Origin of the sequence: Streptomyces sp. NBC_00122 (genome assembly GCF_045160845.1) — a bacterium.
Classification (GTDB): Bacteria; Actinomycetota; Actinomycetes; order Streptomycetales; family Streptomycetaceae; genus Streptomyces.
This window is the reverse complement of the sequence record NZ_CP108191.1, coordinates 104,598-129,708: the sequence shown is the minus strand read 5'-3', so window position 1 is coordinate 129,708 and position 25,111 is coordinate 104,598. Positions and strand designations below refer to the sequence as shown.

The window sequence follows — 25,111 nt, the reverse complement described above, 5'->3', positions numbered from 1 at the left end:
TGCTCCTTCGAAGGGGAGGGAGAGGAGGGTGAGAAGGGTGGTGACCGGCGGGCGCGTGACCCTCGGCATGCGCCCGCCGGAGTTCGGTGTCAGCGCACGCTGCGGATCGGCAGGATGGCGAGCGCGCCGATCAGGGACAGCGCGCCGCCGGCGAGGAAGAGCGGGGTGTAGCCGCCCAGGCCCGTGACGATCGCCGAGGCGACGAAGGGGGCGACGACCTGCGGCCCGGCATTGGCGATGTTGAGTACGCCCATGTCGCGGGCGGCGTCCTCGGCGCGGGGGAGGACCAGGGTGACGAGCGCGGTGTCGACGGCCATGAAACAGCCGAAGGCGAGGCCGTTGAGCGCGCTGAAGACGAGCATGCCGGTCCACGTCGGGCTCACCACGGGCACTGCCATGACGAGTCCGGCGAGGGCGGCCGAGACGCCGACGAACACCTTGCGGCGGTTCAGGCGGTCGGACAGCAGACCGCCGAGCACGGTGGAGACGGCCATCGCGACCATCGACACCGGGGTGAGCACGGCCATCGCGGCGGGCGGGGTCAGCCCGGCGGGCAGGGCGATGTGGTCGTCGAGGATGTACAGCTGGTAGCCGACGACGGAGAAGTAGCCGAGGACCATCAGGGCGCGGCCGATGAAGGCCCACCGGAAGTCGTGGTTGCCGAGGGACGAGAGGAAGGCGGCGAGCCCGGCGCCCTTGGGGCGGGCGGCCGCGGAGGCCGCGCCCGGGGCGGACCGGGGGCGCGGCAGGTCCCGGCAGAAGGTGGTGAGCAGCAGCGCCGCTCCGGCGACGATGGCGCCGAAGACGAGGTAGCCGGTGCGCAGGTGGTCCGCGGTCTGGGAGGCGACCAGGACGCCGACCGTGCCGCCGATGGGCAGTCCCAGTCCGACCAGCGCGGACGCGGTGCCGCGGCGGGCGGCGGGGATGCGGTCGGGCACGATCGCGGTGACCGCCGCCTGGTAGACGTTCATGGTCGCCTGGACCAGGCACCAGCCGATGCCGACGAGCAGAGCGGTGCTCACGCTGCCGAGGAAGGCCAGGGCGGCGAGCGCGGCGAGGGCGCCGCCCAGGATCCAGGGGCTGCGGCGCCCGCTGCGGTCGGACAGGGCGCCGGCGATCGGGTTGAAGGCGGTCGCGAAGATCGAGCTGACGCCGCCGATCAGGCCGAGGAGCGCGACCTTGTTGGCGGGATCGATCTCGGCGATCTGCAGCGGCAGCAGGACGGATCCCACGCCCATGTAGACCGCCAGCATGGCGGCGTTGGCGAACAGCAGCAGGGGCAGCAGACCGCGCTGGCGGGGAGGCTCGGGGGCCGCGGGAACGGGATCGACGACGTCGGGCAGGGCCATGACGACTCCTCGGGAACGGAGCGGGGAGGTGATGAGCGGGGGCCGAACGGGGGGCGGCGGGGCGCGGCAGGGCGCCGCAGGGCGCGGGAAGGTGCGACGGACGGGTACTGGTCCTGCCAGCCGTCATTTACACGTGTTACCACTGGCGCTGGACACTGTGTAGCACCCATTTCCGGCCACCGCCAGAGGCTGCGTGCGGTCGTTGTGCAGATCGTGACCGTCCGGAGATTTCATGTGCCATGACGTGTAACCACAGCCCTTGTGGCGGTGGTGGTGCGTCGGCCATACTCCGTGCCGCGGTGCGACAACCCCATCGCCGCCGCCCCCACCCTGCGCGGCCCCCGCCGTCCGACGGCCGGGGCGTGCCCCGGAATGCACCGCGCGTCCCGCGGCGCATCACGAGCCGCGCCGGGCGCCGGGAGTTCGACCGGCTACCGCCGGGGGCCCGCACCGCCGGGTCCTGCGGGCCCGCGGAGGCGCCGCTCGCGCCGCCGGGTCCGCCCGGATGTCTTCAGGCCGACGTTCCCGGCCGACGTTCCCGCTCGACGTTCCCCGATCGCTGCCCCGATCGCCGCTCCTTCCGTCCCCTCCCGTGCCCGCGCTCCGCCCCAGGGGAGCGGACCGGTGTCCGTGAAAGGCCCGCCATGGCGCCCTCGTCCTCCCGTGTACCGCCGCCGCACCACCTGCCGGCGGCTCCGCCGCGCCACGCGCTCGGCTGCGGAATCCTCCTCCTCGTCGTACCGCTGCTCGTCGCGCTCCTGCTCCGCGTGGTCGAGCGCCCCTTCTTCCAGGGCGTCGACGACCGGTGGGCGGCCTCGGTGAACGGATCCGCCGTCGACGGCGGCGGCGGATTCACCCTCGTGCTCGACCGGCTCGGCGGCCCCCTCGGGCTGGTCGTGCCGCTCGCACTGATCGGCTGCCTCTGCGTCTACGGGCGCTGGCGATCGGCGCTCTTCGTCTTCACCGCGACCGTCGTCGCCAACGTCGTGGTGCTCCTGCCCCTCAAGGCGCTCGCCGACCGCCCGCGTCCCCCGCACCCGTCGGTCCTGGTCAACGACGGCTCGTACCCCTCCGGCCAGGTGTTCAGTGCCGTGACCCTGGTGATCGTGGTGGCGCTCGTGGTCTTCCCGCCGCGGGCCCGCCGCTGGTGGTGGCCCTGCGCGGCCGCGTACGTCCTCGCCATGATGGGAAGCAGGACCTGGCTGCACGCCCAGTGGCTCACCGACACCTTCGCCGGCGCCCTGGTCGGCGCCGGAGCCTGTCTGATGCTGTGGCGGGTCTTCGCGCCGCTGCTGCGTGCGGAGGCGGAGCGCATCGCCTCGGACAGCCTGTGGCTGTGACTCCAAAATATCGTGAAGAGTTGACGGTCGTGAAATTCACGCAATAGTCTTGACGTGTCGGTACGCAGCCCGCGCGCCGCCAGGAAGGACCGGCTCATGGCTCACTCCCCAGGCGAGGAAACGACGGTGGCGGACCTGCCCGCAGGGCGGCTCCGCGGTGCGATCGAAGGCGGCGTCGCCGTCTTCCGGGCCGTGCCGTACGCCGCACCGCCGGTCGGCGACCTGCGGTGGAGGCCGGCCCGGCCGCACCCGGGCTGGAGCGGCACGCGCGACGCCACCGCCGACGGTCCGAGCGCGCCGCAGCTGTACCGGGAGGGCGGCGACCCGGTGCTCGGCGGGCACGGGTCGCCCCCCTTCGACGAGGACTGCCTGACCCTCAACGTCTGGACGCCCGCCGCCGACGCGGCCCGCCGCCCGGTCCTCGTCTGGATCCACGGCGGCGGCTTCGTGTCCGGTTCGGGCTCGCTGCCCGGGTACTCGGGCGAGACCTTCGCGCGCGACGGCGACCTCGTCGTCGTGAGCGTCAACTACCGCATCGGGCCACTGGGTTACCTCTACCTCGACGGCCCCGGCGAAACCGGCAACCCATGGCTCTCCGACCAGCTCGCCGCCCTGCGCTGGGTGAAGGAGAACATCGCCGCCCTCGGCGGCGACCCGGACTCCATCACGGTCGCCGGCCAGTCAGGCGGCGCGGTGTCCACCGCCGCCCTCGCCGGACATCCGCAGGCCCGGGACCTCATCAAGCGGGTGATCCTGCAGAGCCCGCCCTTCGGCCTGGACCTCCCCGACCCGGACGCGTACCTGGAGCGCACCGCCGCCTACCTGGAGCTGGCCGGAGCCAAGGACGCGGCGGAGCTGCGCGCCCTGCCCTGGCCCGAGCTGATCGGAGCGGGCGCCGGACTGTTCGCGCTGACGATGCGGTGGGGGCACTGGCCGACGCCCTTCCTGCCCGTGGTCGACGGCGCCACCCTGAGCCGGCACCCGGTGGAGGCCCTGCTGCACGGACCGGCGACCGGCATCGACGTCATGATCGGCTGGACCCGGGAGGAGGCCAACTTCGGCTTCGCGCTCGACGAGGAGTACGCCGCCGCCACCCGCGAGCAGGTGACCGCCCGGCTCGCCGAGACCGTCGGCGCCGAGGCCGCGCCCGAGGCGTACTCGGTGTACGAGCGCGCCCGGCCCGGCGCCCGCCCGGCCGATGTGCTCATGGACCTGATCACGGACGAGCTCTTCCGGGTGCCATCGGTGCGGCTGGCCGAAGCCAGGGCCGCGCTGGGCAGGCCCGTGTGGGCGTACCAGTTCGACCTGCCCACGCCCGCGCACGAGGGCCGGCTCGGCGCCGCGCACTGCCTCGAACTCCCCTTCGTCTTCGACAACTTCGACCAGTGGGCGCACGCCCCCTTCCTGGCCGGACTCGACCCCGCCGTCAGCGACGGCCTCGCGTACGCCATGCACCGGGCCTGGATCGCCTTCGTCCGCACCGGCGACCCGAACCATCCGGACCTGCCGCGGTGGGAGCCGTACGACACGCCGAAGCGCACCACGCTGCGCTTCGACTCCGTCATCACCGCCCTCGACGACCTCGCCGGCTCCTCCCGGCTCCTGCACGAGCGGGCCCGGCGGACCGGGCCGGCCGAGTAGACCGATCCGGCAGGGCCGACCGAGCCCCCGCACGCCTGATCGACCCCCGCCGCCCTGATCTAACTCGTGTAACCTGAAAGAAGGTGCAAGCCCGGCACAGCCAGAAGGAGCGTCGAGGGACGTCATGGTCAAAGACACACCCGTCCCCGCGTCGATCACCAGCGCGGACGTGGCCCGGCTCGCGGGGGTGTCGCGCGCCACCGTCTCCTTCGTGCTCAACGACACCCCGGGCCACCGCGTCAGCCAGAGCACCCGCGACCGCGTGCTCGACGCGGCCAGGCAGCTCGGCTACGTACCGCACGCCGCCGCCAGGTCCCTGCGGGCCGGCCGCAGCAACCTCGTCCTGATGCCATCGGCGATCTCCGCGATCGGCCGTCTCGTCAGCGACTGGGTCGACGACCTGCACAGCGAGCTCGACCGGCACGGCTACACGGCGGTGCTCCACGCGGGCCGCTTCGCCGACCCCCTCGACGCCGCCCGGGCCTGGGCCGAACTGCGCCCGGCGGCCGTCGTCGCCATGGACGGCGACCGCTTCACCGCCCAGGCGGCCGAACTGCTGCACCGCGCCGGGGTGCGCGGCCTGCTCGCCTTCGCGTCCCACCCCGTCGAGGGCGTGCACACCGTCGTTTTCGACCACGCCCACATCGGCGCCATCGCCGCCGAGCACCTCATCGCACGCGGCCGGACCCGGATCGGCGTCGTCATGCCCCAGGAACGCGGCCTGCGCACGCTCGCCGAGCCGCGCCTCGCGGGCGCCGAGTCGGTCGCCGCGCGTCGGATGGCCACCGTCACCCCGGTGGAGCTGGCCTACACCCGCGAATCCGCGACCGCCCTCGCCCGGCAGTGGCGCAGCCTGAACCTGGACTCCGTCTTCGCCTACAACGACGAGTACGCCGCGCTGCTCCTGCACGCGCTCCAGGCCGAGGGAATCGCCGTACCGGACGACGTCGCCCTGGTCGGCTGCGACGACCTCGTCCTCTCCGCACTCCAGCAGCCCGCGCTCACCACGGTCCGCCTCGACCTTCCGTCGGCCGCGCGGATCGCGGACGTCGTGCACGAGCTGATCGAGACCGGCACGGCGCCGCCGCTGCCGGACGTGGAAGCCGTCCTCGTCCACCGCGAGACCTCCTGAGGGGCCGGGGGAAGCGTCCCCCGGCCCCTCGGCCGGACACCCGGCCCGCATCAGCCGCCGCTCATCACCCCACAGGAGCGGCGGCCGATGCGGGCACGGAGTCCGGGGTGTCCGCGGCTGCCCCCCGGCGGCCGTGGACACGTGCGTGTTCCCGCGCGAGCGCGGGCCGCACCAGCCACCACGCCACCAGCCCGGCCCCCGCGCCCGCGGCGGCGCCGGCCACGGTGTCGGTGAGCCAGTGCGCGTGCAGCCAGGTACGGCTCCACATCATGGCGAGCGTGAAGGCCGTGCCCGCCGCCCACCACAGCCGCCGCCGGGCCGCCGGGACCAGCAGCGCCCCGACGATGACGACGAGGAGCGCCGCCGACGCGGAGTGCCCGGACGGGAAGGAGCCGTGGTCGACGCGGACCAGCGGGTGGGCCGGGCGCGGCCGGTCCACCAGGTGCTTGAGCCCTTGTACGACGGCCATGTTGCCGCCGAGGTAGACCAGCAGCAGGAAGCCGGCCGACACCCAGCGCCCGCGCAGGAGCAGCAGGAGCAGCAGGGCGAGCGGGACGACGGCCCCCAGGGGGCCGCCGAACCAGTTCAGGGCCGCGGCCAGGGCCGAGTACAGCCCCTCGTGCGGCCCGCCCATCCATGCCAGCCACCGCTCGTCCAGGCCCTGGAACGGAGGATCGGCGACGTCGGAGCGGACCACGAGGGCCGCCAGCGCGGCGGCCCCCAGGAGCAGGAGGCCCAGGACGAGTGCGCCGGGGCCGCCTCGGCCGGCGGGTCTGGCGGAGCGGCGGGCGGGGGCCGGACGTGTGGACATGGCTGCCTCTCGCGGCCGCGGACCCGGCCCGCGGCCGTAGGTGATCTGGGAAAACGGGGGCGCGGCCGGGCCGCGCCGCACGACGACAGGCGCTAGGGGGTGGTGGAGCCGAGGTGCCGGGCCAGGAAGGCCACGCTCCGGGCGACGAGCCCGGGGATGTCCGGGGAGCCGATGAAGATGTGGTCCGCGCCGTCGACGGGCTCCAGGATGACCTCGCCCCCGGCGCCCTCCAGCGCCCCGGCGAGTACCTCGCTCTGGCTGTAGGGGACCAGGCCGTCCGCGGTTCCGTGGACGAGCAGGAACGGCGGCAGGTGCGGGCCCCCGGCGTACGTCACCGGGCTCGCGGCCCGCGCCAGCGCCGGGCGCTCGGCCTCGGTACCGCCGAGCAGGGCCTCGTACGGATCGGGGAACGGGGCGCCCGACGGCATCGGCGGCATGGGGTGCGCGGCCAGGGCGACGAGGTCGGAGCAGCCGTACCAGTCGACGACGGCCAGCACCCCGGTCTCCCCGGAGCCGACCCCTTCCGTGCCCTCCAGCGCCGCGCCGTCCGGGCTGCCCGGGCCGACCAGACCGGCGAGCGCGGCCAGGTGGCCGCCGGCCGACTCGCCCCAGACGCCGATCCGGTCGGGGTCGATGCCGAGGACTCCGGCGAACCGGCGGACGTAGCGGATCGCGGCCTTCACGTCATGCAGCTGGGCCGGGAAAGGCGCTTCGAGGCTGTGCCGGTAGTCGATGGAGACCAGCGCGAGCCCGGCCGCCAGGATCGAACCGTGCAGCAGCGCGGCGGGCACGGTCGGCGGCGGGTAGCGGCGGTCGCCCTCCAGCCAGCCGCCGCCGTGGATCCACACGACGACGGGGAACGGCCCTTCGTCGGCGGGCACCTGGACGTCGAGCAGCCGGGGGCGGTAGCCCGGCTTGGTCGCGTACGTGACCCCCTCGAAGCGGCGTATGCCGTCCGGGCCGGTCACGGGCGGCACGGGGGAGTGGTACGGCGGGGGCGGCCAGGCCATGTCGGCGGTGTCGAACTCGGCCGGGGGAGATTGCGTCATTGAGGCCCTTCCAATTCGGCGCCGGCCGGGGCGGCCGGCTGGGCCCGGTGAGCGGGCACAGGCGGGAGCTTCGCGAGGATTGTCCGAAATGCTTGCGCGGTTCACCGGGGAGGGTTAGCGTGTTACACGTGTAATCACAATCTAGCGACGCGTTTCCGCTGACCACAAGCCCATGAGCGATCAGACTTCGGGTCCAGTTACACGAGCAGCTCCAGTGGGTCCGTCGCCTTCCCCCTCCGGGAGCACCACATGCTCACCACCACCGTCGGCAGCGCCGTCCGCAACGTCATCCACTGGATCGCCGACCCGGACCCGGCGACCGTCCCGCGGGTCAGGGCTCGGGTGCGGGCCGTGCTCGCGGGCTGGGGCGTCCCGGCCGACGAGACGGACGTCCTGCTGCTGGCCGTGAGCGAACTCGTCGGCAACGTCGTCCGGCATGCCGGCGCCGGCCGGATGAGGGTGGGGTTGGCCTGTGACGGCAGATGGCTCCGGCTGGAGGTCGCCGACCAGGGTGCGGCCCTTCCGCTCCTGCCCGGGCCCCGCGCCGAGGGCGACCTGGACTCCGAGGGTGGTCGCGGCCTGCTGATCGTCCAGTTGATGGCCGTCGGCCTGGGAGGTGAACTCTCGGTGGTCGTCGACGAGTTCGGGAAATCCGCCCGCGTGCGCATACCGGCGCCCTGAGTCGCCCCGGGGCCTGCTGGCCCCGGGTGGGGAAGGCCGTCGACTCCTCGCGATATCGAGCAATGTTGACGGACGCCAAATATTCAACATACCTTGCTCTCGTCTCCCCCGCTGCTCCCTGATTGAGGTGCCGCCCCATGGAGCTCTCCCCTTCCGCGCATGCCGATTCCTTCTGTCGTGACGGGCTGCCGCCCTTCCCCCTCTGGCCCGAAATCCACTTCGACCTCCCCGAGCTGGCCCATCCGGACCGGCTCAACTGCGCCCGGCGGCTGCTCGACGACGCCGTCGAGAGCCGGGGCCCGGACCGCCCCGCCCTGCTCACCCCGACCGAACGCTGGACCTACGGCGAGCTGCAGCGCCGGGCCAACCAGGTCGCCCAGGTGCTCACCGAGGACCTCGGCCTGGTCCCGGGCAACCGCGTCCTTCTGCGCGGCCCCAACAACCCCTGGCTCGTGGCCGCCTGGTTCGGCGTCCTGAAGGCCGGCGGGGTCGCCGTCACCACCATGCCGCTGTTGCGGGCCGCCGAGCTCGCCGAGCTCCACGAGATCAGCCGGCCATCGGTCGCGATCTGCGATCACCGCTACACCGGTGAACTCGACGCGGCCGGCCTCCCCGGCCTGCCGGTCCTCGCATACGGCGGCTCCGGCCCCGAAGACCTGACCGAGCGGTGCGCGGCCAAGGACGGCCGCTTCGCTACCGTCGCCACGGCCGCCGACGACGTGGCGCTGATCGCCTTCACCTCCGGCACGACGGGCCGCCCCAAGGCGACCCTGCACTTCCACCGCGACGTCCTCGCCAATGCCGAGACGTTCTCCCGGCACATCCTGGAACCCCGCCCGGACGACGTCTTCACGGGCACGCCGCCCCTCGCCTTCACCTTCGGGCTCGGCGGACTCGTGGTCTTCCCCCTCTACGTGGGGGCCGCGACCCTGCTGATCGAGCAGGCGGGCCCACGGGAGCTGGCGGACCTCGTCGCGGACCACGGGGTGACCGTGCTCTTCACCGCGCCCACGGCCTACCGCGCGATCATGGCGGCCGGGGCGGCGGACCGGCTGGCCGGGCTGCGACGCTGCGTGTCGGCGGGTGAGCCGCTGCCCGCGTCGGTGTGGCACGAGTTGCACGAGGCCACCGGGCTGCGCATCATCGACGGCATCGGCGCCACCGAGATGCTGCACGTCTTCATCTCGGCGGCGGACGATGACATCAGGCCCGGCTCCACCGGCCGCCCGGTCCCCGGCTACCGCGCCGCCGTCGTCGACGAGAACGGCGATCCCGTCCCCGACGGGCAGCCCGGCCTCCTCGCGGTGACGGGCCCCACCGGCTGCCGCTACCTCGCGGACCCGCGCCAGGCCTCGTACGTACGGAACGGCTGGAACATCACCGGCGACACCTATGTCCGCGACGCGGAGGGCTACTTCTGGTACGTCGCCCGCAGCGACGACATGATCGTCTCCTCCGGCTACAACATCGCGGGCCCCGAGGTCGAAAAGGCGCTCGCCGCCCATCCGTACGTCGAGGAGTGCGGTGTCGTCGGAGCCCCGGACGAACGGCGCGGCATGGTCGTCACGGCGTACGTCGTCCTGCGCTCCGGCGTCCCGTCGGGCGAGGACACGGTCCGCGAGCTGCAGACCCACGTCAAGCAGACCATCGCCCCGTACAAGTACCCGCGGGCCGTGGAGTTCGTGACCGAACTCCCGCGCACCGGTACCGGGAAGCTCCAGCGCGCCGAACTGCGCAGTCGGGCCCGGTCCGCCGCCGACCGGACCGAGCCGCCCGCCCCGGAGGTGCCCGTGCCGGAGCCGGCCGCCCCGGAGGTGCCCGTGCCGGAGCCGGCCGCCCCGGAGGTGCCCGTGCCGCGACTGCCCAGCGTGGTCGTCGAGCGCCGCGTCGAATGGACCGACACCGATGCCGCCGGCCACTACCACCACTCCACCGTCGTGCGCTGGGTCGAGGCGGCCGAGGCCGTCCTGCTGCGCCGCCTGGGCCTGGCCCACCTGTTCGGCAGCACGCCGCGGGTCCACTTCGAAGCGGACTACCGCGCGCGGCTCTGGTTCGGGGACGCGGTGCGCACCGACCTGAGGGTCACGAAGGTCGGCGGCAGCTCGCTCCACTACGCGTTCACGGTCTACGGCGAGCAGGGGGTGGAGGCGGCCGCCGGAACCATGGTCGTCGCCCACTCCGCCGCCCGTGCGACCGGCACGACCCCCTGGCCCGCCGACGTACGGGCCGCGCTCACCGGCGCCGGCCCGCAGCGGGCCGAGCTCCTCATCGCTTCGGAACCACTGGGAGGCACGCCGTGCGCGTGGCAGTCATAGGAGGAGGACCCGGCGGGCTGTACTTCGCGGCCCTGGCCAAGCAGCTCTCCCCGCACTGGGAGGTCATCGTCTGGGAGCGCAACGCCCCCGACGACACCTTCGGCTTCGGTGTCGTCTTCTCCGACGAGACCCTCGACGGCATCGCGCAGGCCGACCGCGAGACCTTCGACGCCATGTCCGCGGAGTTCGCCCGCTGGACCGACATCGACATCCGCTACCGGGACCGGACGCTCACCTCGGGCGGCCACGGATTCGCCGCCCTCGGCCGGCGGCACCTGCTGCGGATCCTCCAGCAGCGCTGCGCCGCCCTCGCGGTGGACGTCCGCTACCGCACCCAGGCACCGCCGGCCGCCGAACTCGCCGCCGAGTACGACCTGGTGGTGGCCTGCGACGGGGTGCGGTCGGCCACCCGCGCCGCCTACGCCGACACCTTCGGCCCCGACCTCGACGAACGCGCCGGCCGCTACATGTGGCTCGGCACCGACAAGGTCTTCGAGGCCTTCACCTTCATCGTCGACGAGCAGGACTTCGGCACGCTCCAGGTGCACGCCTACCCGTACGACGCCACCCGCTCCACCTTCATCGTGGAGATGGCCGAGGACGCCTGGCGGCGCGCGGGCTTCGAGGAGTTCGCCGGGCGCGACCACCCGCCCGGCACCAGCGACGTGGACAGCATCCGGCGCTGCGAGGAGCTCCTCGCCGACCATCTCGACGGCCACCGGCTGATCCCCAACAACTCCAAGTGGCTGCGCTTCACCACGGTGCGCAACCGCACCTGGCGCCACGGCAATGTCGTCCTCCTCGGGGACGCCGCCCACACCGCGCACTTCTCCATCGGCTCCGGCACCAAACTCGCCATGGAGGACGCCCTCGCCCTGGCCGCCTGCCTGCACGAACACCCGGACGTGCCGACGGCGCTCGCCGCCTACGAGGAGGAGCGCAAGCCGGTGGTGGAGTCCACCCAGCGCGCGGCCCAGGCCAGCCTCGAGTGGTTCGAGAACATCGGCCGGTACACGGGCCAGGAGCCGCACCAGTTCGCCTTCAACCTCCTGACCCGCAGCCGTCGCGTGACCTACGACAACCTGCGCGAACGCGACGCGGGCTTCACCGAGGCCGTCAACACGGCGTCCCGCGAGACCTCTTCCCCGGACGTACCGCCGATGTTCCGGCCCTTCCGGCTCGGCGGGCTGCTGCTGCGCAACCGGGTCGTCGTACCGCCCACCGCGCTGGACACCGCGCACGAGGGAGTCCCGGGCGACTTCGACCTCGTCCACCTCAGCACCCAGGCGCTCGGCGGCTCCGGCCTGGTGCTCGCCGGGATGACCGCCGTCAGCGCCGACGGCCGCAGCGGCCCCGGCTGCCCCGGACTGTGGACGGACGAACAGGAAGCCGCCTGGCGGCGCGTCACCGACTTCGTCCACGGCCAGTCCGACACCTGCCTCGGCATCCAGCTCACGCACGCCGGCCGCCGCGCGGGCACCGGCGACGGGCCGCCGATCGCCGCCTCGGGCCTGGCCTGGGACGAACACAGCCGGGTCCCGCGCGAGGTCACCCGCGCCGACATGGACGTACTCGTACGGGACTTCGCGGCCGCCGCCCGGCGCGCGGACCGGGCCGGGTTCGACGTCCTGGAACTCCAGTACGGGCACGGCCACCTGCTCTCCGGCTTCCTGTCGCCGCTGACCAACCTCCGTACCGACGGCTACGGCGGCGGCCTGGCCGGGCGGCTGCGCCTGCCCCTCGAAGTGCTGCGCGCCGTACGGGCGGTGTGGCCCCTCGGCAAGGCACTGCTCGTGCGGATCTCCGCCGCGGACTGGGCCGAGGGCGGCCTCGGCGAGGCCGACGCCGTGGCGATCGCCCGCGCGCTCGCCGAGGCGGGCGCCGACGCCATCGACGTCTCCACCGGTGAGGTCGTCGCCCACGAGCGGCCCCGCTACGGCCGCAGCTACCAGACCCCGTACGCCGACCTCGTCCGCAACGCCACCGGGGTCCCGACCATCGCCGTCGGCGCGATCTCCACGTACGACGACGTGAACTCGATCATCCTGGCCGGCCGGGCCGACCTCTGCGGTGTCGGCCGCGCCCAGCTCCACGATCCCCTGTGGACCCTGCACGCCGCGGCGGCCCAGGGCTACCAGGGTCCCGCGGCGCCCTGGGCGCGCTCCTGGGCGGCGGGCCGCAACCGGCCGCCGGCCGCCCGCACCGACCGGGTACCTCCCCGGCTCGAACTCCTGCGGCAGCTCGCCCCGCCCGTCCGTCGGCGCTGGCTGCCGCGCGTACCCGCACCCGCCCACCGATAGGGAGGCCCTCATGGACAACCTGCGCCGCTTCACGGCCGCGGCCGTCCAGGCCGCACCCGTCTACCTCGACCCCGCCGCCACCGTCGACAAGGCCGTCGCCCTGATCGCCGAGGCGGCGGGCAACGGCGCCGAACTCGTCGTGTTCCCCGAGGTGTTCGTCCCCGGATACCCGTACTGGAACTGGACCATGAACCCGGTCCAGGGTTCGCCCTGGTTCGAGCGGCTCCAGCGGGCCTCGGTCGAGGTGCCCGGCCCCCACGTCGACACCCTGCGCGCCGCCGCCCGGCAGCACGGCGTCACCGTCGTCATCGGGGTCAACGAGCGGGTCCCGTACAGCCTCGGCGTCCTGTACAACACCCTGCTCACCATCGCCCCCGACGGCGAACTCCTCGGCGTGCACCGCAAACTGGTGCCCACCTGGGCGGAGAAGCTCACCTGGACCGGCGGGGACGGCAGCTCGCTGCGGGTCCACTCCACCCCCGTCGGGCCGCTCGGCGTACTGGCCTGCGGCGAGAACACCAACACCCTGGCCCGCTTCGCCCTCCTCGCCCAGGGCGAACTGATCCACGCCTCCTGCTACATCGCCCTGCCCGTGGCCCCCGCGGACTACGACATGGCGGACGCCATCGCCGTCCGAACCGCCGCCCACAGTTTCGAGGGCAAGGTCTTCTCCGTCGTCGCCTGCTCCACCGTCTCCCCGGAGATCGTCGACGCCCTCGCCGGGGACGACGAGGAACTCCGCAAGCAGTTCACCCGCCCGCGCAGCGCCCTGTCCGGCATCTTCGGCCCCGACGGCCGCCCCGTCTCGGATCCGCTCGTCGACGACGAGGGCATCGTCTACGGCGAGATCGACCTCGCCCGCTGCATCCAGCCCAAGCAGATGCACGACATCGTCGGCCACTACAACCGCTTCGACGTCTTCCGCCTCGAAGTCGACAACCGCCCGCGCCCGCCGGTGACGTTCACCGTGCCCCCGGCCCCGGCCCCGGCCCCGGCCCCGCCCACCACCGCCACCACCACCTCCGAGGAGGACGCATGACCACGGAACAGGACGACACCGCGCTCGGCCGCGCCCGGGTGTCCGACACCCCCGAACTCACCGCGTACTACGAAGAGCTCGGCGCCCTCGACGCCGGCGCCCTGTGGACCGTGGCCAACGACATCGAGCCCTGGTACCCCCAGCCCAAGTCCGTTCCGGTGCTGTGGCGTTACGCGGACCTGCGCCCGCTCGTCCACAAGGCCCTCGGGCTCGTCAAGGCCGACGACGCCGGCCGCCGCGTGGTCATGCTCGTCAACCCCGGCCGCCGGGACGTCAGCGCCGCCGCGGGACTCCTCTACACGGGCCTGCAGATCATGGGCCCCGGCGAGGCCATGACCGCACACCGCCACCAGGCCGCCGCCCTGCGCTTCGTCCACGAGGGCACCGGGGCCTGGACGATCGTCGACGGCCAGAAACTGAAGGTCGGCCCCCGGGACTTCGCCATCACCCCGAACGGCACCTGGCACGAACACGGCAACGATGCCGACGACGCGCCCGTCATCTGGCAGGACGGACTCGACATCCCGCTGGTCAACGCCCTGGACGCCGGCTTCTACGAGGTGCACCCCGAGCTCCACCAGACCCCGGGAAAGGTCGTCAACTCCTCCGTGCTGACCTACGCGGCCCATCTTCTGCCCTACGGCTCGGAGAAGTGGACGAGGCCGTACTCGCCGCTGCTCGCCTACCCGTGGGAGCCCACCTACGAGGCACTGCTGGGCCTGGCCGAGGCGACCGAGGGCTCCCCGTACGACGGGGTCATCGCCGAGTACACCAACCCGGTCACCGGCGGCCCCGTCATGCCCACCATGGGCGCCCACATGCAGCTGCTGCGCCCGGGCCAGGCCACGAAGGCCCACCGGCACACCGGATCGGTCGTCTACACGGCGGCCAAGGGGTGCGGGGTCTCGGTGATCGCGGGCCGGCGTTTCGTGTGGCAGCAGGGGGACATCTTCTGCGTCCCCTCCTGGGCCTGGCACGAGCACCACAACCTGGACCCGTCCGAGGACGCCTGCCTCTTCTCCTTCAACGACTTCCCCGTCATGCGCTCGCTGGGCTTCCACCGGGAAGAGGCGTACGCCGACAACGACGGCCACCAGCCGGCCACCGCCTGACCCACGAGGCCCCCGACGACCCGAAGACCCGAGGAACCGCCATGCGACTGCTGACCTTCACCACCGCGACCACGACCACCGCGACCACCGCGACCACGACCACCGACGCCCCGGAACGCCTGGGCGTCGAGGCCGACGGCCAGGTCTTCGACCTCGCCGCCCTGGCCCACCACGCGGGCGTCCACCTCCCGCACGACCTGCTCTCCTTCATCCAGGCCGGACCCGCCGCACGGCAGACCGCCCGGCAGCTGCTCGACGGCGCCGCCTGCGGCCACCCGGCAGGCGCGGTCCACCGGATCGAAGACGTCACCCTGCGCGCCCCGCACCGCCCCGGCAAGATCATCGGGGTCGGCCTCAACTACGTCGAGCACGTGGAGGAGTCCAGCCGCAGCCTGGACACCGACCGGGACCTGCCCCCGCGCCCCGTCCTGTTCTCCAAGCCCGCCACCGCCGTCACCGGCCCGGGCCAGCCCATCCTGCACAACGCCGACCTCACGACCCAGCTCGACTGGGAGTGCGAACTGGCCGTCGTCATCGGCCGCACCGCCTACCGGGTGAGCGAGGAGGAGGCCTACGACCACATCTTCGGCTTCAGCATCGTCAACGACATCAGCGCCCGCGACCAGCGCCGCTCCGGTCAGTGGTTCTTCTCCAAGGGCCAGGACTCCTACGCCCCCTTCGGCCCGGTCGTCGTGACGGCGGACGCGATCCGGGACCCCATGGCCCTCGACCTCTCGCTGCGCGTCAACGGCGTCACCAAGCAGAAGTCGAACACCCGGCACATGCTCTTCCCCATCGCCCGCCTCATCGCCGACATCAGCTCCGGGGTGACCCTGGAGCCCGGTGACGTCATCGCGACGGGCTCCCCGTCCGGCGTCGGCGCCGGCATGGTCCCGCCGCAGTACCTCGTACCCGGTGACACCGTGGAGGCCACCGTCGAGCTGATCGGCACCCTGACCAACCCCGTCGTCGACGCCCGCTGAGGAGCAACCGACCGTGTCGTCCCGCACCCGTATCCACCGCATCGGCCAGATCGTGCCGAGCTCCAACGTCACCATGGAGACCGAGGTCCCCGCGATCCTGCGGGCCCGCCGCGGCCTCGTACCCGACGAGGACTTCACCTTCCACTCCAGCCGGATGCGCATGACCCATGTGACGCCGGAGCAGCTCAAGGCCATGGACGCCGACTCCGACCGGTGCGCCGTGGAACTCTCCGACGCCCGCGTCGACGTCCTCGGGTACGCCTGCCTCGTCGCCATCATGAGCATGGGCCTCGGCTACCACCGCACCGCCCAGGAGCGGCTGCACCTGCGTACCGTGGAGAACGGCGCCCCGGCGCCCGTGGTCACCAGCGCCGGCGCCCTGGTCCACGGACTGCACACGATCGGCGCCCGGAAGATCGTGCTGCTCGCCCCGTACATGCGCCCGCTCACCCGTACCGTCGTCGACTACCTCGGCCACGAGGGCATCGAGGTCCTGGACCACCAGGCCCTGGAGATCCCGGACAACCTCGACGTCGCCGCCCACGACCCGGCCCGGCTGCCCGGACTCGCCCGGGCGCTGGAGTACGCCGACGCGGACGCGGTCGTGCTCTCCGCGTGCGTGCAGATGCCGTCCTTGGGAGCCATCGAGGAGGCCGAACAGCTCCTGGGCAAGCCGGTCGTGTCCGCGGCCGTCTGCACCGCCCACCAGATGCTGCGCTCCCTGGACCTGGAGGCGGTGGCCCCGGGGGCAGGGCACCTGCTCTCCGGCGCGTACGCGCGCTCGCCGCTGCCCGCGTAGTCCGAAGGGGGCCCCGATATGATCGCGACCGCGTACAACGGAAGGCGATCATGTCGGACAGCCCCCTTCGGCCCAGCTCGTTGATCAACACGGTCTACGGGGCGTTCCTGCGCCGCCTCGGCGGCTGGATCTCCATCGCGGACCTGATCACGCTGATGGGAGAACTGGACGTCGACGGCCCGGCGGTACGCTCGGCGATCTCCCGCCTCAAGAAGCGCGGAGTCCTCGAACCGGAGCGCCGGGGCGCCACCGGGTACCGCCTCAGCCCGGCCGCCCACCCCGTCTTCGACGAGGGCGACCGCCGGATCTTCGCCAGCCTCGAACCCGCCGACCTGGCCGACGGCTGGGCCATGGCGGTCTTCTCCGTACCGGAGTCCGAGCGCTCCCACCGCTACCAGCTGCGCACCCGGCTGACCTGGCTCGGCTTCGGCAACATCGCCCCCGGGGTGTGGCTGGCGCCCGGACGGCTGCTCGACGACGCGCGCGGCATGCTCGAACGCCTCGGACTCAGCGACTACGTCCACCTGTTCGCCGCCGCCGAGTACGCCGCCTTCAGCGACCTGCCCGAGACGGTGAGCTCGTGGTGGGACTTCCCCGCGATCCAGAAGCAGTACGCGGCCTTCACCGACGCCTACGCGCCCGTGGCCCAGGCGCTGCTGAGCGCCGGTGCGCAGCCGGACCCCGCGCGGGCGTTCCGCCACTACGTGCCGCTGCTCACCCAGTGGCGCCGCCTTCCGTACCTCGACCCCGGCCTGCCGACCGAACTCCTGCCGGCGGACTGGAACGCGGTGGCGGCCCGCCAGGTCTTCCAGCAGCTCCACACGGTCCTGCTGGAACCGAGCCTGCGCCATGTCCAGGACGTGACGGGCCTGCCGGCCGCTTAGCCGCAATGCCGTTGTTTTATGGCGGTTGGATCGCGAGCCCGCAGCGGCGGCAGGGTGACCTTCGGGATCGACGGGTCCTTCGGGTCGAACGGCGTCGGCTTCCGGTCCATCGTCGGGACGTGAGCCGGTCGGCGGCGGGTTGGGCCCCGGTTGGGGTTCTGCGGAATCTCCGAGGCGCGCGGCGCGGCCGTCGCCCTGCCGCTGGACCTCACGCCCGCCATCCGACCGTCCCCGCCACGTTCCTGTGTTCGACGCGGGGATCGTGGCTCAGCGCGCCGCGCCCGATCGCGGCAGGATGACCGTGACCCCGCGCCCCGGGGCCGTGCCCATCGCGGCGAGCGCCGCCGGGGCCGCGTCGAGCGGGATCGTCGAGGTGACCAGCAGGTCCGGGCGGAGCACTCCGGCCCGGACCAGCTCCAGCATCGGCGGGTAGGCGTGCGCCGCCATCCCGTGACTGCCGAGGATCTCCAGCTCCCATCCGATCACCCGGTCCATCGGCAGGGCCGCCGCCCCGGCCACCCCCGGCAGCAGCCCGACCTGCACGTGCCGGCCCCGTCGGCGCAACCCGCCCACCGAGGCCACGGCCGTCGCGGGCGAGCCCAGGGCGTCGAGGGAGAGATGCGCGCCCCCGCCGGTCAGCTCCCGCACGGCCTGCGCCGTGTCCACGCCCGCGGCCACGCAGTGCGCGGCGCCGAACCGACGCGCCAGCTCCAGCGCTTCGGGCGCCGTGTCCACCGCCACCACCCGCGCCCCGGCCGCCGCCGCGATCATCACCGCCGAGAGCCCCACCCCGCCGCAGCCGTGCACGGCGACCCACTCGCCCGCCGCCACCCGTCCGCGCGCGACCACCGCGCGGAAGGCCGTCGCGAACCGGCAGCCGAGCCCCGCCGCCGTCGCGTACGACAACTCCCCGGGCACGGCCACCAGGTTCACGTCGGCCCCGATGCGCCGGGCCGTGGGCGGCGCGACACCCCAGTCGCGCTAGCCGGGCCCGCCGGCGGCCCGTCGCAGGGCCAGGGCCGCCAGGGCCTCGGGGGCGCCCGACTGGCCGCGGATACCGGGGAAGGCGTTCACGTCCACGATCAGCGGTGTGCCGCCGCCGGCGTCGATGATGTCCACGCCGTAGACGTCCAGCGCGAACGCCGCGCCGACGGCCCGGACCAGACCGGCCCACCCGGCGGGCAGTTCGTGGGCGGCCAGCGGCAGGCTGGGGCCCCGCCCGCCGGGCGAGAGCTCGGAACGGCGCAGGGCCGCGAAGACCTGGTCCCCGATCACCCACAGCTTGTGGTCCCAGCCGCTGTTGGGCGCGAACTCCTGCACCACCACCGGCTCCTGCGGCCAGGCCGCCGCCAACTCCCGCAGCCGCGCCGGGTCGTCCACCCGGGCCACCAGGTCACCCCGGCGGCTGTACCGGCTCTTGACCACCACGGGGGAGGAGAGCGCGGTGTCCGAGGCGGCCCATGCGGAGAGGGCGCCGACGGTGCGGGTGGCGGCGAACGGCAGTCCGGCCCGCAGGGCGAGTTCCGCCATCGCCGTACGGTCCTGGCACAGTGCGGTCGCCGCCGCGGTGTTGACGACGGGGACGCCCCGCCGCTCCAGGTCCCGCGCCAGGTCCAGTGCCCGCCCGGTACGCGACTTCAGCAGGTACACGTCGGCAGGCGGCGTGCCGGCCAAGGCCGCGGCGGGGTCCGTCCCGGCCGGGTCGAGCGCATCGACGACGTGCTCCTTCGCCAGCAGCGCGGACGTCGCCGCAAGCAGCGGATGCTCCGGTTCCGGCGTGATCAGTCCGATCCTCACGCGCCGTCCCCCGCCCGGGCGGACATCTGCGCCGGTATCGAGACGGGCAGCGCGTAGGGGGGCGCCGGCGCCGCGGGCGGAGGCGCGGAGCCGCCCGTGCGCGCCAGCTCCAGCACCGCCCGGGCCACCCGCGCCGCCGCGTCGGGCACCTGACGGAAGCTCGGGAAGTCGTTCACGTCGACGACCACGGGCCCGTCGGGACCCAGCAGTACGTCCACCCCGTACAGGTCGAGCCCGTACACCGCTCCCACCTGTTCGGCGATCGCCGCGACCTCCGCCGACAGCGGCACGCGGCGCTCGCGCACCGACGGGTCCGGGTTCAGCGGGGAGCATCGCTCGGTGGCGAACAGTTCCCCGCCGACCCCGTACACCTTGATGTCGGTGCCCGAGTTGGGCACGTACGGCTGGGCGATGAGCAGGCCCTCGCCCGCGAGGACGGGGAGCAGCGACTCCAGCCGCTCCGGTGAGGACACCAGGTGCACGGCCCGCCCGGAACTCCCGTCGGCCGGCTTGACGACGAGGGGGTACTCCGCCTCCGGTATCTCCCTCAGCAGCTCGGGGCATGCCGCCGCGTACGTCGGGGGCAGCGGAAGGCCCAGGGCGCGGCCGATGGCGGCGGCCAGCGCCTTGTCCCGTACGCCCCGGATCGACCGGGCGTCGTTGACGGTGGTCATCCCGGTCGCCGCCGCGGCTTCGAGCAGGGTCAGCCCCGGGCCGCCGGAGACCGTCTTGAGCACCCAGGCGTCGTGCGCGCCCGCCCGCACCGCCTCCGTCATGCGCAGCAGCGAGCCCCCCGGCCGCACCACGTCGACCTGGTGCCCCCACGCGCTGAGCTGCCCGATCACCTCGTTCGGCATGCCGTCGTGGCGGTAGTGCTCCTCCACCAGGAAGCAGAGCCTCATGGACCTTCCCCATATTCCCCGGACGTCCGCCGATCCCGTCCGGCGAGTTGTGACGTCACAGGATGTCATGGACCGCAATGTGATGATCGTCCTGCGTCGGAAGCCGGTCGCCCCGGTCCGCCGGGACGCACGGGCGATATTCGAATATACGGGCGGCACCGCCGCCTGTTAGGTTCAGCGCGTGCCGAAGCTGAATCAGATCATCGCAGTGGAAAAGGGCGTCAAGTCCAAGTCCCTCCAGGAGCTTTCGCAGGCTCACCACGACGTCCAGAAGCCCGCCCTGCTGGCCGGCATCTCGCGGACCTACCAGCCCAAGGACGAGGAGGGCGAGCAGCTGCCGCCCGAGTCCACGCGGGTCCAGGTCAAGGCGGAGGACGTGCTGCGGGCCACGGCCGGCACCCTGACGCGGCTGTTCGACGTGACGGCGACCAAGGACTGGGCGAACCGCACCGCGGCAGCCGACGTCGTCGTGGACGGCACCGTCCTGCTGGCGCAGGTGCCCGTGCCCTACCTGCTCTTCCTGGAGAAGCAGCTCACGGACATGCACACCTTCGTCCGGAAGCTGCCGGTACTGGACGCGTCCGAGTCCTGGAACCTGGACCCCTCCACGGACTCCTGGAAGACGGACCCGGTGCGCACGATCCGCACCAAGAAGGTGCCGCGCAACCACGTCAAGGCCGAGGCGACCGAGAAGCACCCGGCGCAGGTCGAGGTCTACTACGAGGACGTCCCGGTCGGTTACTGGACGACGGTGAAGTTCTCCGGCGCGCTCCCGGCCCGGCGGGTGAACGAGCTGCTCGACCGCGTGGAGAAGCTCCAGCAGGCCGTCAAGTTCGCCCGCGAGGAGGCCAACAGCGCCGAGGTCACCGACCAGCGGGTCGGGGACGCGGTGTTCGGCTACCTGTTCAGGTAGCCCCGAGATCGCCCCCCGCGAGCGCGGGGGGTGCGCGAGAGCGCAAGCTGAAACTGATGTTGAAGCTGAACAGGGGTGTCAGTTGGGGGTTCGAATCCCTCCCCCGGCATTGCGAGCCGGGGTGGCCCAAGCTGGTAGAGGCGGCCCCTTAATCTCAGATTCTTGCTCCAGTCTCAGTATTCGCCGCCGAACACCGGATCGACCGAGCGCGGACGATCATCGATGGATGGGGGTTCAAGTCCCCTCTGCGCCTCTCCTCGTGGCGCGGTAGTTCAAAGGCAGAACACGTCGATCTAAGAATGATCCGCGACTCTTAAACGCCGCCGGTGTGCGCAATTGGGTGGCAAACAGGAGCCCGGGAGCTGGATATGCTCCCGGGCTCCGTCACGCCGTCAGGCGCGCCGCGGTCCGCTGCGGTCCGCGCCGCGCTCCGGTCAGACCGGTACGGACACGAATGCCCTGCCCGCCTCGTTCTCGACCATGATCGCCTTGACGTCCGCCGGGGCGACGGCCGCCGAGCCGTCCAGGGACGCGCCCTTGCCCTCGCCGTTCTCCGCGCTGCCCACGACCCAGCTGCCGGCGGTGGAGCGCGTACCGTCCTTGGCGACGACGACCAGCCGGCACCGCTCGCCCGGTGGCAGCCCGGTGACCGCGGCGTGCACCCGTACCCACTTCATGGCGGGAGTCATCCGTACGGTCATCCGCGTGCCCGTGGCCGGATCGGTCGCCGAGAGGTTCTTGGTCCCGGGGCCTTGCGAGGGGTCCGCCGACGCCGTCACGGAAGGCTGCGGAGGCAGGGCCACCACATCCGGATCTCCCGCCCCCATCTGCGTACCGGCCCAGAACACGGCGGCCAGTGAGGCCGCCGCGGCCAGCCCGGCGATTCCCAGGCCGCGCCGGCGCGCGCGGTCGCGCTCGCCGCGCATCTCCCGCAGCGTGCGCTGGAGCAACAGGTCCCCGCCCTGCGGCGGTCCGTCGAAGAACGCCTCGTCGGGCACCTCACCCAGTGCCGCTTCCATCTCGCGCAACGCGGCCACCTCCTCCCGGCACTGCACGCATCCGCTCATGTGTTCCTCGACCCGGCGGAGCTCCTCCGCGTCCAGGACGCCGAGCACGTACGGACCGAGCAGTTCCTCCTCGTGCCGCTGCCGGTTCATGCCACCACCTCACGCAGTCCGGCGGGCTGCTGGGGCGGCCTGCCCGCTCGTCTGCCATCGCCGTTGTCCTTGATGCCGCTGTCCCGGAAGACGTCGCGCAGCGCCTTGAGCGCGTAGTGCGAACGAGACTTGACCGTCCCCGCCGGGATACCGAGGCTGTCCGCGGCCTCCGCGACGCTGAGTTGCCGGTAGTACAACTCCTTCAGGACGTCCCGGTGTTCCGGAGAGAGCTGGTCGAGAGCCCCGAGGACCGTCATCGTGTCCACCACGGAGTCGGCGTGGTCCGCCTCCACCGGGGGAGCGGCCGAAGCCCCGGAGACCTCCGGCGGCCGGGCCGCCTTGGCCCGGTACCGGTCCGTGATGATGTTGCGGGCCACCGTCAGCAGCCAGCCGCGCACCGAGCCCTTTCCATTGACCAGGACCTCGGAGTGCCGCCAGGCCCGGATGAGCGTCTCCTGGACGACATCCTCGGCGGCGGCCCGGTCCCCGGTCAGCCGGGTGGCGTACGCGAGCAGGGCGTGGCCGTGCTCCTCGTACACCGACTTGATCAGTGCCTCATCGGTCGAGCCCCGCCGAGTGCGGGGCCACAGTGGTCCGGCCATCTCACCCTCTCCGTCTTCCTCGCTTACGTGATGCGGTCGGAACACGCTGCCCGGGCCCCTGCGGTTCATGTGGCGTGCGTCACTCGGGTGCGACGCTCCTGTGGCGCCGCTCCCGTGGGCCGGTCACATCCGGCAGGTACGGCCCGAGTTGAGGCAGTCGACGACGGCGCCCATCTGCGGGTCGGTCATCGCGTTCACGAACATCGCGTGGTCCGTCTTCGGGCTGTGCCGCTGCTCGGGGAAGGAGTCGAGCGCGACGGGCACCCCCGCGGGGACCTCGTAGGCCAGGGAGATCCGGAGCTCGGGCACGGGGAAGGTGTCCTGCGGGCATACGCCCTTCGCCGAGGGGAACCGCAGGTGCGAGCGGTGTCCGGCGCTGATGGTGTCGAGGCCGTTCCAGCAGCTCGGGAAGGTGAGGGTGCGGGTGACGCGCTCTCCCGCGGGGCAGCGCGGATAGCGGGTGGTGGGCCGGTCGGGGGAGCCGGAACAGCCCCAGCGGGCCCGGACGTCGGCGTCGCTGTCCGCCGTGTACGCGACGGCGTCGCCGGTGATCGCCCGCAGGAACCGGGGCATCGCCACCACTTTGCTCACGGGACTGCCGCGGAATTCCACCCGTACCGAGGCCTCCGGCAGGATCTCGCCGGTGTTGCCGTGGCTGGCCGAGCTCTCGTGCGGACGCGTGCCCGGCCGGTCCGGACGGCGCAGGACCGGCCAGTAGTACGTCGACCGGTCGCCGCCCGGGCAACTGGTGGCGGCCGCGTCCAGGGAGGCGTCGGTCGACATCGCGTCCGTGGAGAGGTTCCCCACGTACGCGTGCGTGTGGTGGGCGCCCGCCCGCAGCCCGGGCGAGACCACCAGGTTGTCCTCGTTGTAGTGGCCCTGCTCGTTTCGGCCGCATTGCACGACCACCGAGCCGGCCGAGGCGTCGGGGCCCGCGGCGGCCGCCGGGCCGGGGGTGCGTGGAACCTCCGATATGTCCACGTAGTCGGAAGGGGCCGGACCGGCCGTCGTCATCCCCGCGTGGGGTCCGGCCGCTCGCGAGGCCCCGAGCACGGCGGCGGTGAGCCCGCTGCCCAGGACCAGGCAGATGACGAGAGCGAGAAGTCGGCGTTCGTTCCCCATGGCGGTCACCGTCGCCCGTGGCGAGAGCGTCGTCAACCTTGCATCCGCAGGGCGGGCACCAAGCGCAATGATTCGCCCTGGATGGCGATTTATGTGCACAAGATCCGCCTTCCCGGGAGACCGGGCGGCCCCGGCCGGAGGGCCGTCCCGGGCGAACCGGCCGAACCGGCGGGGGATTTGTCCGTGCGGCCGCTTGCCGGTCCGCGCGGCGGCCGCGCACAGTACGGCGTATGACATCCGCCATGACACCCGTCGAGCTGCTGCACGCCCTCGCCCGCACCCGCGCCTCGCTCGACGGCGAGGAGGTGACCTTCTGGTGGTCCGGCGACGTCCACTCCTGGGCCCCCGGCGAGCCCTACCAGCGCCTCTTCGGCTTCGAAGGGCTCAATGTCGCCCGGCTCGTCCCGGACGAGGAGAGCGGCGGCTACCAGCTGCTGTCCAGGGAAGCCGCCTTCTACCTCGACCCCCGGACCCGGGAGATCCTGGAGAGCTGGGGCGGCAAGCCGGTGGTGCACGTCTGGAACGATCCGGCGAACCAGAAGTGGCGGCCCTTCCCGGTCCCCATGACGGAGCTGGGCGACCAGATCTGCTTCAGCCTGGAGATCCCGCTGGCCTATCCCTCGCCGCTGCCGGTCGAGGAATACCCGGACAATTCGGCCGACGACACCTATCGGGCGCTGGAGCTCTTCCAGTTCTTCGCGCCCGCCACCGTCCTCACCACCGAGGAGCCGAGCGTCCCCTCGACGATGTCCTGGACCCGGATGTCCCCGTGGCTGCCCTGGATGGAACAGGGCGCTCGCCCCGGCGGCCTCACCTTCCACTGCCGCGGCCGCAAGCTCGGCTCCTACGCGGAGGTCCCCGAGCGGACCCGCGACTACATCGCCGCCCGGCATCCCGAGTTCGCCCACGCCCCGGACAAGTGGACCGAGCCGAACGAAACGAGCTGGACGTACTTCCGCAAGCTCTTCCCGCCCCGCCGGGAGGCGGCAGGGGAATGACGCGGGACCGGCCGCCGGGGGGAGCCCGGCGCCCGCCGAGGGACCCGCGGGGGAGGGGCAGGGCGCGGACAAGGGTTTTCCCCGTATCCAGTTCATCCCCGTGTTGCCTACTGTCTGCCCACCGGCGATCTTCCTGACCCAGCGGTCGACACGCCAACCCCACATGGCATGATGCCGTTCAACCA

21 protein-coding genes and 2 pseudogenes are annotated in these 25,111 nt (G+C 73.0%); 14 read left to right on the top strand and 9 right to left on the bottom strand.

Annotation, left to right across the window (positions count from 1 at the left end; translation table 11 throughout):
- Window positions 1-89 precede the first annotated feature (89 nt).
- Window positions 90-1,349: an MFS transporter gene (locus tag OG737_RS00590; RefSeq protein ID WP_328924134.1), complete on the bottom strand. Its 1,260-nt coding sequence runs from the start codon at window positions 1,347-1,349 to the stop codon at window positions 90-92.
- 644 nt (window positions 1,350-1,993) lie between these two features.
- Between OG737_RS00590 and OG737_RS00585 the strand changes: the two genes are divergently transcribed.
- The 3 genes from OG737_RS00585 to OG737_RS00575 all read left to right on the top strand — a co-directional run bounded on the left by OG737_RS00585 (window position 1,994) and on the right by OG737_RS00575 (window position 5,462).
- A complete protein-coding gene (locus OG737_RS00585; protein WP_405921072.1) occupies window positions 1,994-2,689 on the top strand; it encodes a phosphatase PAP2 family protein in 696 nt (231 codons plus the stop codon).
- A 96-nt stretch (window positions 2,690-2,785) separates the two neighbouring features.
- Window positions 2,786-4,330, top strand: a complete 1,545-nt coding sequence (locus OG737_RS00580; protein ID WP_328924132.1) for a carboxylesterase family protein — start codon at window positions 2,786-2,788, stop codon at window positions 4,328-4,330.
- Between the two features lie 124 nt (window positions 4,331-4,454).
- Window positions 4,455-5,462 carry a LacI family DNA-binding transcriptional regulator gene (locus OG737_RS00575; RefSeq protein WP_328924131.1) on the top strand — a complete coding sequence of 336 codons (1,008 nt, stop codon included), beginning with the start codon at window positions 4,455-4,457 and terminating at the stop codon, window positions 5,460-5,462.
- Between the two features lie 64 nt (window positions 5,463-5,526).
- Here the strand turns inward: OG737_RS00575 and OG737_RS00570 are convergent, their stop codons facing one another.
- Together OG737_RS00570 and OG737_RS00565 are read right to left on the bottom strand one after the other, a co-directional pair.
- Window positions 5,527-6,273: a phosphatase PAP2 family protein gene (locus tag OG737_RS00570; protein WP_328924130.1), complete on the bottom strand. Its 747-nt coding sequence runs from the start codon at window positions 6,271-6,273 to the stop codon at window positions 5,527-5,529.
- Between the two features lie 92 nt (window positions 6,274-6,365).
- On the bottom strand, window positions 6,366-7,322 hold the full coding sequence (locus OG737_RS00565; RefSeq protein ID WP_405680456.1) for an alpha/beta hydrolase fold domain-containing protein: 957 nt from the start codon (window positions 7,320-7,322) through the stop codon (window positions 6,366-6,368).
- A 249-nt stretch (window positions 7,323-7,571) separates the two neighbouring features.
- On the opposite strand from OG737_RS00565, the gene OG737_RS00560 reads away from it, so the two are divergent.
- From OG737_RS00560 to OG737_RS00520, 9 genes and pseudogenes are all read left to right on the top strand, one after another.
- Window positions 7,572-8,003 (top strand): ATP-binding protein, encoded by a 432-nt coding sequence (locus tag OG737_RS00560; RefSeq protein ID WP_328924128.1) that lies wholly within the window; start codon window positions 7,572-7,574, stop codon window positions 8,001-8,003.
- Window positions 8,004-8,140: 137 nt separating this feature from the next.
- A pseudogene (locus OG737_RS00555) lies at window positions 8,141-9,760 on the top strand (AMP-binding protein); the annotation flags it as partial.
- A 27-nt stretch (window positions 9,761-9,787) separates the two neighbouring features.
- Window positions 9,788-10,318, top strand: coding sequence for an acyl-CoA thioesterase (locus tag OG737_RS00550; RefSeq protein ID WP_405922389.1), 531 nt, complete (start codon window positions 9,788-9,790; stop codon window positions 10,316-10,318).
- Window positions 10,300-12,618 (top strand): FAD-dependent monooxygenase, encoded by a 2,319-nt coding sequence (locus tag OG737_RS00545; RefSeq protein ID WP_405680458.1) that lies wholly within the window; start codon window positions 10,300-10,302, stop codon window positions 12,616-12,618. The genes OG737_RS00550 and OG737_RS00545 overlap by 19 nt, the downstream gene beginning before the upstream one ends.
- A gap of 10 nt (window positions 12,619-12,628) precedes the next feature.
- Complete coding sequence (locus tag OG737_RS00540) at window positions 12,629-13,657, top strand: carbon-nitrogen hydrolase family protein (protein WP_405921071.1); 1,029 nt, start codon at window positions 12,629-12,631, stop codon at window positions 13,655-13,657.
- Window positions 13,654-14,769 (top strand): cupin domain-containing protein, encoded by a 1,116-nt coding sequence (locus OG737_RS00535; protein ID WP_405680460.1) that lies wholly within the window; start codon window positions 13,654-13,656, stop codon window positions 14,767-14,769. The genes OG737_RS00540 and OG737_RS00535 overlap by 4 nt, the downstream gene beginning before the upstream one ends.
- Window positions 14,770-14,810: 41 nt before the next feature.
- A complete protein-coding gene (locus tag OG737_RS00530) occupies window positions 14,811-15,752 on the top strand; it encodes a fumarylacetoacetate hydrolase family protein (RefSeq protein WP_328924124.1) in 942 nt (313 codons plus the stop codon).
- A gap of 73 nt (window positions 15,753-15,825) precedes the next feature.
- On the top strand, window positions 15,826-16,551 hold the full coding sequence (locus tag OG737_RS00525) for an Asp/Glu racemase (protein ID WP_328930161.1): 726 nt from the start codon (window positions 15,826-15,828) through the stop codon (window positions 16,549-16,551).
- A 50-nt stretch (window positions 16,552-16,601) separates the two neighbouring features.
- Window positions 16,602-17,435, top strand: coding sequence for a PaaX family transcriptional regulator C-terminal domain-containing protein (locus OG737_RS00520; RefSeq protein WP_328924123.1), 834 nt, complete (start codon window positions 16,602-16,604; stop codon window positions 17,433-17,435).
- A 267-nt stretch (window positions 17,436-17,702) separates the two neighbouring features.
- Here OG737_RS00520 and OG737_RS00515 read toward each other — a convergent pair.
- The 3 genes and pseudogenes from OG737_RS00515 to OG737_RS00505 form a co-directional block, all read right to left on the bottom strand.
- A pseudogene (locus tag OG737_RS00515) lies at window positions 17,703-18,377 on the bottom strand (zinc-binding dehydrogenase); the annotation flags it as partial.
- Window positions 18,378-18,416: 39 nt separating this feature from the next.
- Window positions 18,417-19,232: an alpha-L-glutamate ligase gene (locus OG737_RS00510; protein ID WP_328924122.1), complete on the bottom strand. Its 816-nt coding sequence runs from the start codon at window positions 19,230-19,232 to the stop codon at window positions 18,417-18,419.
- Window positions 19,229-20,134, bottom strand: a complete 906-nt coding sequence (locus OG737_RS00505; RefSeq protein ID WP_328924121.1) for a hypothetical protein — start codon at window positions 20,132-20,134, stop codon at window positions 19,229-19,231. The genes OG737_RS00510 and OG737_RS00505 overlap by 4 nt, the downstream gene beginning before the upstream one ends.
- Window positions 20,135-20,315: 181 nt before the next feature.
- On the opposite strand from OG737_RS00505, the gene OG737_RS00500 reads away from it, so the two are divergent.
- Window positions 20,316-21,047 carry a hypothetical protein gene (locus OG737_RS00500; protein ID WP_328924120.1) on the top strand — a complete coding sequence of 244 codons (732 nt, stop codon included), beginning with the start codon at window positions 20,316-20,318 and terminating at the stop codon, window positions 21,045-21,047.
- Window positions 21,048-21,481: 434 nt separating this feature from the next.
- On the opposite strand, the gene OG737_RS00495 is transcribed toward OG737_RS00500, so the two are convergent.
- The 3 genes from OG737_RS00495 to OG737_RS00485 all read right to left on the bottom strand — a co-directional run bounded on the left by OG737_RS00495 (window position 21,482) and on the right by OG737_RS00485 (window position 23,928).
- Window positions 21,482-22,204, bottom strand: a complete 723-nt coding sequence (locus tag OG737_RS00495) for an anti-sigma factor family protein (protein WP_405680462.1) — start codon at window positions 22,202-22,204, stop codon at window positions 21,482-21,484.
- A complete protein-coding gene (locus OG737_RS00490; protein ID WP_328924118.1) occupies window positions 22,201-22,806 on the bottom strand; it encodes a sigma-70 family RNA polymerase sigma factor in 606 nt (201 codons plus the stop codon). Before OG737_RS00490 ends, OG737_RS00495 begins: the two co-directional genes overlap by 4 nt.
- A gap of 123 nt (window positions 22,807-22,929) precedes the next feature.
- Window positions 22,930-23,928 carry a DUF1996 domain-containing protein gene (locus OG737_RS00485; protein WP_328924117.1) on the bottom strand — a complete coding sequence of 333 codons (999 nt, stop codon included), beginning with the start codon at window positions 23,926-23,928 and terminating at the stop codon, window positions 22,930-22,932.
- 242 nt (window positions 23,929-24,170) lie between these two features.
- Here OG737_RS00485 and OG737_RS00480 point away from each other — a divergent pair, with 242 nt between their 5' ends.
- On the top strand, window positions 24,171-24,926 hold the full coding sequence (locus tag OG737_RS00480) for a DUF1838 family protein (protein ID WP_328930160.1): 756 nt from the start codon (window positions 24,171-24,173) through the stop codon (window positions 24,924-24,926).
- Window positions 24,927-25,111: the final 185 nt, after the last annotated feature.